General features: G+C 49.6%; 12 protein-coding genes. 11 read left to right on the top strand and 1 reads right to left on the bottom strand.

Features of this window, described 5'->3' with window-relative positions:
- Window positions 1–133 precede the first annotated feature (133 nt).
- Entirely contained in the window at window positions 134–643 is a 510-nt protein-coding gene (locus tag BCT27_RS22990; RefSeq protein ID WP_241908632.1) for a TrmH family RNA methyltransferase, read from the top strand.
- Between the two features lie 57 nt (window positions 644–700).
- Window positions 701–1,135: a T6SS immunity protein Tdi1 domain-containing protein gene (locus BCT27_RS22985; RefSeq protein WP_102396895.1), complete on the top strand. Its 435-nt coding sequence runs from the start codon at window positions 701–703 to the stop codon at window positions 1,133–1,135.
- An 86-nt stretch (window positions 1,136–1,221) separates the two neighbouring features.
- On the opposite strand, the gene BCT27_RS22980 is transcribed toward BCT27_RS22985, so the two are convergent.
- Window positions 1,222–1,977: an IclR family transcriptional regulator gene (locus tag BCT27_RS22980; protein WP_017015902.1), complete on the bottom strand. Its 756-nt coding sequence runs from the start codon at window positions 1,975–1,977 to the stop codon at window positions 1,222–1,224.
- Window positions 1,978–2,117: 140 nt separating this feature from the next.
- Here BCT27_RS22980 and purU point away from each other — a divergent pair, with 140 nt between their 5' ends.
- From purU to BCT27_RS22935, 9 genes are all read left to right on the top strand, one after another.
- Window positions 2,118–2,978, top strand: a complete 861-nt coding sequence (purU, locus tag BCT27_RS22975; RefSeq protein ID WP_102396894.1) for a formyltetrahydrofolate deformylase — start codon at window positions 2,118–2,120, stop codon at window positions 2,976–2,978.
- 15 nt (window positions 2,979–2,993) lie between these two features.
- Window positions 2,994–3,881 carry a bifunctional methylenetetrahydrofolate dehydrogenase/methenyltetrahydrofolate cyclohydrolase FolD gene (folD, locus tag BCT27_RS22970; protein WP_102396893.1) on the top strand — a complete coding sequence of 296 codons (888 nt, stop codon included), beginning with the start codon at window positions 2,994–2,996 and terminating at the stop codon, window positions 3,879–3,881.
- Between the two features lie 149 nt (window positions 3,882–4,030).
- Window positions 4,031–5,278, top strand: coding sequence for an FAD-dependent oxidoreductase (locus BCT27_RS22965; RefSeq protein WP_017015480.1), 1,248 nt, complete (start codon window positions 4,031–4,033; stop codon window positions 5,276–5,278).
- A gap of 10 nt (window positions 5,279–5,288) precedes the next feature.
- Entirely contained in the window at window positions 5,289–5,630 is a 342-nt protein-coding gene (locus BCT27_RS22960; protein WP_102396892.1) for a sarcosine oxidase subunit delta, read from the top strand.
- Entirely contained in the window at window positions 5,627–8,536 is a 2,910-nt protein-coding gene (locus tag BCT27_RS22955; RefSeq protein ID WP_102396891.1) for a glycine cleavage T C-terminal barrel domain-containing protein, read from the top strand. The genes BCT27_RS22960 and BCT27_RS22955 overlap by 4 nt, the downstream gene beginning before the upstream one ends.
- A gap of 1 nt (window position 8,537) precedes the next feature.
- On the top strand, window positions 8,538–9,125 hold the full coding sequence (locus tag BCT27_RS22950; RefSeq protein ID WP_102396890.1) for an aminomethyltransferase family protein: 588 nt from the start codon (window positions 8,538–8,540) through the stop codon (window positions 9,123–9,125).
- A 190-nt stretch (window positions 9,126–9,315) separates the two neighbouring features.
- Window positions 9,316–10,302, top strand: coding sequence for an Ldh family oxidoreductase (locus BCT27_RS22945; protein ID WP_102396889.1), 987 nt, complete (start codon window positions 9,316–9,318; stop codon window positions 10,300–10,302).
- A 220-nt stretch (window positions 10,303–10,522) separates the two neighbouring features.
- Entirely contained in the window at window positions 10,523–12,040 is a 1,518-nt protein-coding gene (locus tag BCT27_RS22940) for an NAD-dependent succinate-semialdehyde dehydrogenase (protein ID WP_102396888.1), read from the top strand.
- Window positions 12,041–12,107: 67 nt separating this feature from the next.
- A complete protein-coding gene (locus tag BCT27_RS22935; protein WP_102396887.1) occupies window positions 12,108–13,517 on the top strand; it encodes an aspartate aminotransferase family protein in 1,410 nt (469 codons plus the stop codon).
- Window positions 13,518–13,594 lie beyond the last annotated feature (77 nt).

Genomic DNA, 13,594 nt, shown 5'->3' with positions numbered 1-13,594 from the left:
ACCTGAGTTCAGAAGGTTTCCGTTCAATCACGTAGTACAAAGAGAAAATATAGTGGCTAGTGAGTCAAACGAAAAAAATCCATTGAGAGCGCGCGCTAACGAAATCAAAAATGCGCAATGTAAGAATCTCATTGTGGTTCTGGAAAACCCTAAGACACTCAAAAACATTGGATCAGTGGTCAGAAACGTTAATGCCTTGGGTGCTGAAAAAGTTTATATCGTCGATGAAACAAACGTGTTGCCTCATGATTGGCAAGATATGCGGCATTGGAATCCATTGTCAAAGCCATCAGCGTCCGCCATTAAGTGGAGCTTCGTAAAGCGTTTTGACTCCACACTCGCTTGCATTGAGCACTTAGAACATAATAAGTTTGTCTCTATAGCCACATCTCCTCACGTGAAAGGAAAGGTCAACATCGACCTGAGCGAAGGAGACTTCACACAGAAACGACTCGCGGTCTGGTTCGGCAATGAGTCTAGAGGACTCAGTGAAAAGGCTATCGAGTCGAGCGATTTATGTGTAAGCATTCCCATGTTTGGCTTAATCGAGAGCCTAAACCTAGGCACTTCTAGCGGGATTGTGCTTTATGAAATCACGAAGCAACGCAGAGCGTTTCAAGACCGTAAATTTGGTCGTAAATAGATAGTTTTTCTGAGAAATAACTAAGCATCTTATGCTTTTATTGAATTGGATATATAGATGGATCTTGTTGCAGAAATTAACGCAAGTTGGGGCTGGATTGGCATTAATGCGACTGACGTCGTGGGAGAAAATGATTTTGGAAACCTCATTGTAAAGGATGATGAAAGTCGCTATTGGCGTATATTTCCTGAAGAACTCGCATGTGAATTAATCGCGGAAAATCGACAGGAACTCGATCTTCTCTCGAACGATCAAGAGTTTCTCCAAGATTGGTACATGCGTGTTTTGGTCAGCGTGGCTAAAGAAGCACTCGGTGAATTAACGGACAACAAAAAGTACTGCTTTGTCATTCCGGCTTCATTAGGTGGTGAATACAATGCATCGAATTTTAAAACGATCTCGCTCGTTGAGCTCATACGCTTCTCAGGCGATCTTGCACATCAAATCAAAGACCTGCCCCCAGGATCAAAGATAAAGTTGAATGTAGTCTAACCCTCATTCGCACCTGAATGAACATCGCGTTGATTTCAAGCAATACGCAACGCGATGATATTCACAACATCCCACCTAACTCCCACTTACGTCGGCGCTTCGTTCGAAATCGCTTTGGCGGTGTTTAACAGACTCGTTTTGGCAGCCTCGAATTGATGCTGCTTGTCCATGATTTGTTCTGCGCCCGATATGTTAATGGCGGCGATGATCTTACCAAGATAATCCCTGATCGGAACGGCGATGGCCGTTGCATTGTCAGAGCGTGAGAATGCGAAACCCTGTTTCTTCTCTGTTCCGATGAGGTGTTTGAGTTCCGGAAGCGTTTGGGGGTTAGGTTTTGCGTATACGTCCAATTGAATGTTTTGATAAACCGCGCTCAATTCAATGTCGCTGAGCTGTTGGAGCAAGATGCGTCCCATTGCATTGGTATGACAAGGAAGTCTTGTTCCCAGCGGAATGTTCACAGACAACCTTTGCGACGCTTGAGCGCGATAGATGTACAGGGTCTCTAACCCATCTCTTACCGACAAATGACAAGAAATGCTGGTTTCATCCCTAAGCCGCTGTAAGTGAGGCGCAGCAACATCCACTAAATTCTGCCCCGCGAGATAAGAGAAGCCACGGGAAACCACTTGAGGGCCGATGGTATAGGCGTTCCTTGCCACCTTTCGTAGATAGTTTTTATCAAGCAGGGTTTGAACAATGCGGTATATCGATGACTGGCTGACGCCGAGTCTCTCAGCAAAGTCGTGAGTGCTGAGGATCCGGTGTTCCGCATCATACATTTCGATGATTTCTAGCCCTCTCGCGAGCGATTGAACTTGGTAGTCTGCCTTGCTCATGTTTTCCCACCTGTAAATCCAATATTCATATTTGAATAAAATATGTGGTTATTTCGCGTTCATGTCCATCTTGATTGTTAATTTTATGTAATTTCACATATTAAGGTGAACATATCGACAGCAATCAAACAGGACGAAACATGCCAGATTCAAAGGAATTCATTCTCAAAGCAACGTGTGATGCATCAAGCGGCATTCTCGCCGCCGTCACTTCCTACCTGGCGGGTTTGAGTTGCTACATCTCTGAACTGCATCAATTCGATGATGAAGAGAACCACAACTTTTTTATGCGCGCGGTCTGCCGCATTGAATCTCCAGATGTGGATTTGGAGACCATCAAGGAAGGCTTTGAAGCACAAGTCAGCCGATTCAACATGGATTGGCAATTCTTTGATGCCGACGCCCCTACGCGTGTGTTGATCATGGTGAGTAAGTTCGACCATTGCCTAAAAGATCTGTTGTACCGCCACGAGAATGGCGAACTGCCGATGGAAATCACCGCCGTGGTCTCTAACCACAAAGATCTCAGACCCATGGTTGAACGTGCAGGCATTCGTTTCATCTGGCTGCCGATGAATGCGCAAAACAAGCCACGTCAAGAAGCTGCCCTTTTAGACGTCATTGCAGAGACACAAACCGAGTTGGTCGTTCTCGCCCGCTACATGCAGATCCTGTCTGATGACCTGTGTAAGAAGCTTCATGGCAAAGCCATCAACATTCACCATTCTTTTCTGCCAAGCTTTAAGGGTGCGAAGCCTTATCACCAAGCGCATGCTCGCGGTGTGAAATTGATTGGCGCGACAGCGCACTATGTCACGTCTGATCTCGATGAAGGGCCTATTATTCAACAGAGCGTTCAGCCTGTTGGTCACACCTATTCATCTGACCGATTGGTTGCCGTTGGGCGCGACACTGAAACCATCGCCTTGGCCCAAGCGGTTCGACTTCATTTAGAGCACCGCGTCTTTATGTACGGTAACAAAACCGTTGTATTCCAATAATCAACAGAGGTAACCATGCAAACAAAGACGCCGACAGAGACGCCAGTAAAGGTTATTGATGGTCGCCAACTGTCTGATTTATTGCTCGAAGAAATGACGCAGGAAGTGAAAGAACGAACGCAGAAAGGGTATCCCCAACCAGGGCTAGCCGTTGTCTTGGTGGGCGAAGACCCAGCAAGCACCATTTATGTTCGTAATAAAATTCGAAGCGCAGAAAAAGCGGGGCTGTTTTCACTGGTCATACGCCTCGATGCATCGTGTTCACAACAAGCGCTTGATGATGTGGTCGTGGAGCTTAACGAACGTGAAGACATTCACGGCATTCTGGTACAGCTCCCTTTACCCAAACATCTTTCTGAAGCGCGCATCATTAATCTCATCGACCCAACCAAAGACGTTGATGGGTTTCATCCTGTCAATGTGGGCCTTCTCTCGTCCGGACAAGCCAAGCTCGTTCCCTGCACACCCCTAGGCTGTATGGAGATCCTTGAACGAGAAATGGGCGACGTGTCAGGAAAGCATGCCGTTGTGATTGGGCGTTCGAACATCGTTGGAAAGCCAATGGCAAACCTATTACTTCAAGCCAACTGTACCGTCAGCATTGTTCACTCTAAAACGATTGATGCTGCTGCGCTTTGCCGACAAGCCGATATTTTGGTGGCTGCGGTTGGCGTGGCAGAACTCGTCGATCAGAACTGGGTGAAACCAGGCGCAGTGGTGATTGATGTTGGCATAAATGCCACTGAAATTGATGGCAAACGAAAGCTGGTCGGTGATGTCAATTTTGCGGACGTCGCAGATAAATGTCGCGCAATCACCCCAGTACCGGGCGGGGTTGGCCCGATGACGATTGCCTGCTTGATCAAAAACACGCTAACGGCAGCAAAGCAGCACGACATGTAAACCTGAAGTCGAACCGCCGAACAGTCTACATCAAGCAATCGGCGTGCTGAGCGGTCTACGTGTAAAGCGGTCAACATACGAAACAATCAAAGAACCAAACAAGTTTTGTCCAAATAGCCATTAAACGGATTGTAACGAGGGAACGTACAGTGCCTTTTTCATTATTAAAATATGGTCTTACCAATGACTATCCCTTTGAGAACGACATGGACTTGCCCGTCCCTACCGATCTCAAACGCCACTATGATGTTGTCATCATTGGCGGTGGCGGACACGGCGTCGCAACAGCGTATTACCTCGCGAAGTATCACGGCATTACCAACGTGGCTATTTTGGAGAAGGGATACCTCGGCGGCGGCAATACCGCGAGAAACACAGCCGTTATTCGCTCAAACTACCTGACATCAGAAGGTGTGAAGTTTTACAGCGAGTCCGTGAAGCTATTTCAAAACCTCTCGAACGAATTTGATTTCAACATCATGTATTCCTCTCGTGGGCAGCTAACACTGGCGCATACCGATGCCACGGTGCGATCTTTTCGACAGCGTACCGAAGTAAACAAGCATTTTGGTGGACGCACGGAACTCATCGATCCCCAACAAATTCGAGAGCTTGTCCCTACCCTCAATATGAACCCGGCGGATCTTCCGATTCTGGCCGGTCTTTGGCACATGGATGGCGCGACCGCCAGGCATGATGCTGTGGCGTGGGGTTATGCAAAAGGCGCGACACAGCGTGGTGTTGAACTGCACCAGCTTACCGAAGTAACCAACATCAACACCGAAAACGGAAAAGTGGTCTCGGTGGAGACCAACCGCGGAACGGTCGGTTGTGGCGCGGTGGTTCAGGCCGTCGCAGGACACAGCTCAATTGTTGCTGCCATGGCAGGCTTTAGAATGCCGCTCACCAGTTACCCACTGCAAGCCATGGTGACGACCCCCGTCAAACCTTTCCTTGATCCTCTTGTCAGTTCTTCTGCCCTTCATTGCTATGTGCAGCAAACGGGCCGAGGTGAAATTGTGTTCGGCGGCGGTTCAGATCCTTACCCGCTTTACAACACGCGCTCGACACTCGATTTGAAGGAAAGCCTGATCGCCAGCGCGATAGAAATGTTCCCCTTCATGGCCAATTTCAAATTGCTACGCCAATGGGCAGGCACCACGGACATGACCAGTGATTACAGCCCTATTATGGGGTTGAGTCCCGTCGAGAATTACTACTTGGATGCTGGCTGGGGAACATGGGGCTTTAAAGCCACGCCAATCTGCGGGAAATCCATGGCAGAACTTGTCGCGTCTGGCGGGAAGGTGCCTGATCTGATCGCTCCGTTTTCCATGGACAGGTTTGATGCATTCCGACAAGTCAATGAAATGGGGGCCACGGCCGCGAGCCATTAGGAGTAGTGATATGAAGATAATGCCTTGTCCTTTAAACGGCCCAAGAAACATCAGTGAATTTGTCTACGGCGGCGAAGTGAAAGCCATGCCAGACCATAAAAACTGCTCTGACAAAGCGTGGGCGGAATATGTTTTCTATTCAGACAACACCATCAAAATCGTCAAAGAGTGGTGGTTTCATAGCGCCTCTGGCTATTGGTTTATTGCAGAAAGACACACCGCCTCAGATGAGATTATTCGAACCTATGATCCCAGTGAAATATACAAGCAAAGAGTCAACTTCCATGCTGATGCGCTCGAAGTTAATGCTGTCGAAACTAAAAGCGGCGAAGGGAAAGGAGCACAATCATGATTGATGATAATCGATTGTCTCCGCCGATGGGCTCTTTGATTTCTCGCGACAATACCGTCAGCTTTGAGTTTGAAGGCAAGCACTACCTTGGATATGAAGGCGACACCGTTGCCAGTGCCTTGATTGCAAACGACCAATGGCTGATGTCACGATCGTTCAAATATCACCGTCCTCGCGGGCCATTAACCATGGCGGGTCAAGATGCCAATACACTGGTTCAGCTTCCCGATGAAGCCAATGTCCTAGCGGATCGCGTTGATATTTCAAAAGCACCCATGGTCATGGGCCAAAATTATAATGGCTCGTTAGAAAACGATAAGGATGCCTTGCTCGAAAAAGTCGGACGGTTTATGCCGGTTGGCTTTTACTACCGTGCTTTTTATAAGCCGAAAGGTATTTGGGACAAATGGGAACCACTGATTCGCAAAAAGGCGGGATTGGGGAAAGCTAACCTCGACGTCGAACCCACCTACCATGACAAAGCGTATCTGTTCTGCGACGTAATGATTGTCGGCGCAGGGCCTGCTGGTTTGAACGCTGCCATTACTGCTGCACAAGGCGGTGCAGATGTGCTCCTCATCGATGAGAACAAACAGTTAGGTGGCGCGCTCACCTATCACCGCTTCGATATCGACGGTGAAATAGCCGATGAAAAGCTTAACGCCCTTCGTTCAGCTGTCATTGACCATCCTAAGATCCGCGTATTGACGGACGCCGTTTGTAACGCATGGTTCACCGACAACTACCTACCCGTTCTCACGGGCAATCGCATGTACAAAGTCCGCGCAAAACAGTGCATCGTGGCATCAGGCGAATTCGAACAACACGTCGTTTTCCGAAACAACGACATCCCCGGCATTGTGCTCTGTAGTGCCGCCATGCGCCTCATGAAGCATTATGCGATCAAGCCGGGCAACAAATCCGTGGTATTAACGGGCAATGATGACGGTTACCTAGCCGCCCTCGAAATGGCACAACAAGGCGTGGATGTTGTCTCCATCATCGATATGCGTAAAACCCAGCGATGTCCTGATCTGGTCAATGCAGCGCAAGCACTCGGGATCCCCGTTGTGTTGGGCGCAACCGTGTATGAAGCGCAAGCGCGCAACAACCATCTTTCTGCTGTCGAGGTTTTTTCTCTCGATGAACATGGCGCTGCTCATCAACGTATTTCGACCATCCCGTGCGATCTTCTCTGTGTGTCTTCAGGCTACATGCCGACGTACCAGTTGCTTTGTCAGGCAGGCGCGCAATTAACTTACAACGACGCCTCTGCACGCTTTACGCTGAAGAACCTGCCGAGCAACCTCCACATTGCCGGCTCAGTAAATGGCATTCATGCGCTCGGCAAAGTGTTGGCTGATGGCGAAAGCGCTGCGCAAACCTGTTTAGTCAATCTTGGGCTGTCTGATGTTCTTGGTGGCGTGATCACCTGTGACCAAAACACGAATTTTCCTTGGCCTATCTTCCCTCATCCTAAAGGGAAAGATTTTGTTGATTTCGATGAAGACCTTCAATCCAAAGACATCATCAATGCGACGCGTTTGGGCTATCGTGACATTCAACTCGTTAAACGTTTTTCTACCGTGGGCATGGGGCCTTCTCAAGGCCGCCATTCCGCACTCGCCACTGCACGTTTGGTGGCAGAGTCCACAGAGAGAACCGTCAGTGAAACAGGCGTAACCACGGCTCGTCCGCCTTTCATTCCTGAAAAGCTCGCTTATCTAGCTGGAAGAATTTTCAATCCTGTACGTCTCACACCGATGCATGCAAGGCATGAAGAACTCGGCGCACAATTCATGCCCGCAGGCGCATGGCGTCGACCAGCTTATTATGGTGAGCCCAGTCATCGTCATGCGCTGATTCAAGATGAGGCGTTAGCGGTTCGACAAAATGTCGGCATCATTGATGTCAGCACGCTTGGTGGCATTGAAGTGTATGGCCCTGATGCACCTGAATTTCTCAATCGTATGTACACCTTTGCCTTCGTTAAGCAGCCCGTTGGAAAAACACGTTACGCGGTGCTGACCAATGAACAAGGCGTGGTCGTTGATGATGGCGTTGCGTGCCGTATTGCAGAAGATCATTACTACGTCACAGCGACCACCAGCGGTGTTGATGCGGTTTACCGTGAAATGAAAAAGTGGAACGCACAATGGCGATTAGACGTTGATATTGCCAACGTGACCTCTGCATTTTCTGCGGTCAATGTTGCTGGCCCTCTTGCACGAAAAGTACTTGAAAAAGTCTGTTCAGATGTGGATTTCGCACCCGATGCATTCCCGTATCTCTTCTATCGAGAAGGACACATTGATGGCATGCCCGTTCGCCTAGCGCGCGTGGGGTTTGTTGGCGAACTTGGCTACGAGATCCACATGCCAACCCTGTTCGCACTGAAAATTTGGGACTTACTGATGTCTGCAGGTGAAGAATTTGACATGCGCCCGTTCGGTGTCGAAGCACAGCGTCTGCTTCGATTAGAAAAAGGCCATATCATTGTCGGACAAGATACCGACGGCATGTCGCACCCCGGTGAATTGTCATTGGGATGGGCGATAGCAAAAGCCAAACCTTTTTATGTGGGTTCGCGTTCTGTAGATATTGTCATGCGTCGAGAACAAACGCGGAAACTGGTGGGGTTTAAGCTGGATAAATCATCGGCAAAACCCGAAGAAGGCCATTTGGTGTTAGACAAAGCCGGTCACGATTCAAACATAACAGGCAATGTCACCTCCTGTGATTTTTCCTCGACGCTGGATGCTTACATTGGTCTCGCTTTTGTCGGCATCAATCAACAAGAACCCGGCACACTGTTCCCAATACGTATCGATGGTAAGGAAGTGTGGCCAGAAGTTGTGCCTCTGCCCTTCTATGATCCAGATGGCGCACGCCAGGAGGTCATTTAGTATGTTTTCTTTTTTAATCAGCTCTCAACCAGAGCAAAGAGACAGCTGCATTGATCAAAATCAGCCGTTGTCTTCCCTCTCCTTCTACGATGCGACCACAACAAACCGCATTGGATTCAGAGGAGAGCATACTGCGTCATTTTTGACCGACCACCACATTGCGCTACCCTCTAAACCAAACCAAGCAACGGAAATGGACAACGGCTTGTGGGTGTTAAGGCTTGGCTTCACCGAGTATTGGATCATTGATGTTAAGAACCAACATACCGATCTCATGCTCAGCATGGAAAAGTCAGCAACGAGCCATCAACAAGTGACGCGTTTATATTGCCAACACAGTTCAGCGATGTTTGTTCTGACTGGCGATAAATGCCCACAGCTGTTTGCCAAAGTCTGTGCCGTGGACCTCCAACCAGACGCATTTTCATCAGGGCATATCGCACAAACATCGGTCGCGCGTGTCTCATCTGTCGTGGTCAACGCATCTAATACCGATCTCAAGCAAACTCGCTTTCTGATCCTGAGTGATATTTCTAGTGCTGCGTATTTATGGGACGCGTTGGATGATGCAGCTCACGAGTTTCAATAGAGCATAAAAAAGCGCTCTCCCGCAGTCGTTTTACCTGCAATCGCTTTACCTGCAAGACTAAAACACATTGAAAGCCCATTTAGGGATTGAATGGGCTAACCAATGGACACAAGATCGGGATTTTTGCTCTCAATGCAAACCACTGAGTGCAAAGCTCCTGATTTGAGTGACAAATTCTAAAGGAGTATGTATGCCAACCATCACCATTTCGGAGATCCAAGAGGTTTGTAAAACCGCATTGGAAAAGCACGGTGCTTTACCTTGGATAGCAGAATCTGTCGCACTTGCCGTCGCAAAAAACGAATCCCGACAGAATCGAATTTGTGGACTTTATTATCTGCAAAGTTATTGCGAACAACTGGTATCAGGCCGTGTTTCTAAAGACGCGGAACCTGTAATTTCAACGCCAAAACCTGGCGTGGTTCAAGTCGATGCGAAATTTGGTTTTGCGCAATCAGCGTTTGTTCGTGCATTTCCGACTGTCATGGACGCAGCTAAAGATAACGGTATTGCCGCGCTCGCCATTGGTCACAGCCACACGTGCACATCATTAGGCTACTTCACCGAGCAAATTGCTCGCCGGGGTTTTATCGCCATAGGGTTTACCAATTCCTCCCCCATCGTTGCCCCTCCCGGAGGGAAAATTCGCACCATCGGCACCAACCCAGTCGCTTTCTCTGTACCAGACGGCGATGGCGGCATTGCAATGCAGTTTGACCAATCCACCACGGTAGTCGCTCTGGGTAAAATCACCATGGCGAAAGAAGCGGGGGAAAGTATTCCTGAAGGCTGGGCACTGGATGAAGATGGCAACCCTACCACTGACCCACATAAAGCCTTAGCCGGTTCTTTGGTATCCGCTGGCGGATATAAAGGCTGGGGATTTGGATTGATGGCAGAATTGCTTACTGCAGGTCTCACGGGCGGTATTGCATCTCAGTTCGTTAAGCCATTAAAAGCAACCAACGGCGACCCCCACGATCTCGGCCAGTATTTTCTGGTGATTGATCCCGCAAATTCTGACACCTTCTATGAACGCTGCCAGCAAGTGTCAGATCTGGTTTCACAAGACGAAGGCACCCGTTTGCCGGGCCAATATATCAATGAGCTGACTGAGGTTGATGTGCCTGATTCTTTATGGCACTTGGCACTAAATCTGTCCGAAGGCCCTAAATAGCGCCCTTTTTTTAAAAACTCCCCTGAACAAGACCCCAGCATCTCCAATGGGGTTCTTGTCCTTACCCCGCGATATTCCGCTTCCAGAAAAAAACACAACTTCCCTCAGCCTATTCAGAAAAAACACCAACTCACCCCCCTGTTGAACAGAAAACAAACACGCCTAACCAGACGTACAGTTAATGAAAAGCAAGATCGTATGTTTTCATTGGGAGGCGCTCATGGGTGCAGTCAATCTTCATCATCACGATTCAAAAGCCAATAACGCCGTCCTGTCGGTATTGGATGACACGCGTCTGTTTCGACAGCTCGCATACATCAATGGCAAGTGGGTCGCGGGGAACAAAGACACCGCCGTGGTTAACCCTGCCGATGACAAAGTGCTCGGCTATGTGACTGACCTGAAAAAGTCGCAGATCGATAACGCCGTTAACGCAGCGAATCGCGCCTTTCCTGCGTGGCGAGCATTGTCTGCAGAACAGCGCGCTGAGCGTTTAATGGCATGGAACGACCTGATCCTTGAAAACAAAGAAGACCTATCAAAACTGATGGTGCTTGAACAAGGAAAAACGCTCAACGAAGCGCGCGGAGAAATCGACTACGGCGCATCTTTCATTCGCTGGTTTGCAGAAGAGGCTCGTCGTGCATATGGCGAAACCATGCCAAGCCATATTCCTAACGCGCAACTCGCCACACTTCGAGAACCGATTGGTGTCGCCGCACTGATTACGCCATGGAATTTCCCCAATGCCATGATCACGCGTAAAGCGGCTGCGGCATTAGCCATTGGCTGCACCGTGATAGTGAAACCCGCCAACGAAACGCCTTTCTCAGCGCTCGCGTTGGCAGAACTCGCTGAACGCGCTGGCATTCCTGCGGGTGTGTTTAACGTGGTTACCGGCGATCCTGAAATGATATCCGCGGTTTTGTGTAACGCCGACGCAGTAAAAGCGCTGTCTTTTACGGGTTCTACGCGCGTTGGAAAAATCCTGCTCGAACAATGTGCCAGCACAGTAAAAAAATGCTCGATGGAGCTTGGCGGAAATGCTCCCTTCATCGTACTGCCCGACATGAATATCAAAGAGGCCGCCAAAGCCGCCGTGGATGCCAAGTTTCAGACATCAGGACAAGATTGTTTGGCGGCAAACCGTATTTTTGTCCCCCGCGACAAATACGCCGAATTTACCGATGCCTTCGCCAACGAAATGCAGTCCCTCACGGTGGGTAACGGCATGAACGCGACGACGGATATTGGTCCACTGATCAACCGCAAAGCGGTCGAAAAAGCACAAATGCTCGTCGATGATGCGCTCGAAAAAGGCGCAACCATGATTGCCGGTAACCAGAAGAAAGCCTCAGGGAAGAACTTCTTTCACCCCGTCATGCTCACCAATGTCACACCAGACATGGCGGTGTATCGCGAAGAGAACTTCTGCCCTGTTGCGGGAGTGTTGCCTTACGACAACCTAGACGATCTGCTCATCGCGGCCAACGACACAGAGTACGGCCTCGCCGCCTATGTCTATGGTCATGACATTCGCGACATTTGGAAACTCATGCGCGGCTTAGAGTTCGGCATGGTCAGCGTCAACAGCGTGAAAATGACAGGCCATCCCATCCCTTTCGGCGGCATGAAGCAATCCGGCCTTGGCCGAGAAGGCAGTCGACACGGCTTCGACGAGTACAGCGAAATCAAATACTACTGCCTCGGCGGACTCGACACCGCCAGTGGCTGCTAAATCCACTCTGAACCCATTTAACGATTAAACGTTGAAGGCCAGTTAAGGGCCATTCAAGGAGCGAACCATGAAGAATATCGACACCAAAGCACTGCTCGAGATCGACCGCCAAAACGTGTTTCACGCCTCAACGCATTTGAAGCAATACGCGAATGGCGATCTACCCGGGCGCATCATCACCAGCGCCAGTGGTATTCGAATCAAAGATTCTGAAGGTATCGAATTGGTTGATGCATTCGCGGGATTGTATTGCGTCAATATTGGTTATGGCCGCCAAGAAATGGCAGAGGCAATTTATGAACAAGCGAAGCAACTCGCTTACTACCACACCTATGTCGGGCACACCAATGAAGCGCTGATCACCCTGTCTGAGCGCATCATAAAAATGGCACCGCAAGGCATGAGCAAAGTGTATTACGGTATGTCAGGCAGCGATGCCAATGAAACACAGCTCAAGCTTGTCTGGTATTACAACAATGCACGTGGCTTGCCTCAGAAGAAGAAAATCATCTCTCGTGATCGGGGTTATCACGGTTCAAGCATTGCATCCGGGTCAATGACAGGTTTGCCGTTGTTCCATGCGCATTTCGATCTCCCGTTAGAGCGCATCAAGCACACCATGGCACCCTACTATTATCGCCGTGAAGACGACGGTATGACAGAGCGTGAGTTCTCGGTGCACTGTGCGAATGAGCTGGAGAAAATGATCCTCGCTGAAGGGCCAGATACCGTGGCTGCCATGATCGGGGAACCCGTTTTAGGCACAGGCGGTATCGTGCCGCCACCAGAAGGCTATTGGCAGGAAGTCCGCAAGGTGCTCGACAAGTACGACATCCTATTGATTGCCGATGAAGTGGTATGCGGGTTCGGTCGTTTAGGTTCTGACTTTGGCTCCATCATGTACGACATGAAACCGGATTTAATGACGGTCGCGAAAGGCCTCACATCGGCTTACCAACCCCTATCCGGTGTGATTGTCGGCGAACGCGTGTGGAAAGTGCTAGAAGACGGCACCGATCAATGGGGTGCGATTGGGCACGGCTATACCTATTCCGGTCACCCATTAGGAGCTGCCGCCGCGTTGTGTAATCTGGATATTATCGAGCGAGAAAACCTCACCGCAAACGCAAGAGACACAGGTGCGTATTTCCAACAGAAAATGCAGGCTGCTTTCGCCGATCATCCGTTGGTCGGTGACAGCCGAGGCATTGGCTTGTTGCACGCCTTGGAGTTCTCGCCAGACAAACAGCGCCGCACGCACTTTGACCCGAACTTAAAGATCGGCCCTCAAATTGCTGCAGCCTGTCTGGAAGAGGGCCTCATCGCCCGCGCCATGCCCCACGGCGATATCCTCGGCTTCGCCCCACCGCTCGTGGTATCAAACGCTGACGTTGATGACATCGTCGACCGCGCTAAACGCGCCGTGGACAAAGTCACCGATAAATTGGTACACAGTGGGAATTGGAAGGCGGCGTAACAGGAATAGCCTAGCCCATCTGTTAGTCAAAAAAATACAAACAAACGACACGCTAAACTGGGGAAAATTTGGTTTAG

This window comes from Enterovibrio norvegicus, from assembly GCF_002876705.1.
GTDB classification, from domain to species: Bacteria; Pseudomonadota; Gammaproteobacteria; order Enterobacterales; family Vibrionaceae; genus Enterovibrio; species Enterovibrio norvegicus_B.
Note: the sequence above shows the minus strand (reverse complement) of the source record. Positions and strands in the feature narration are given on the sequence as shown.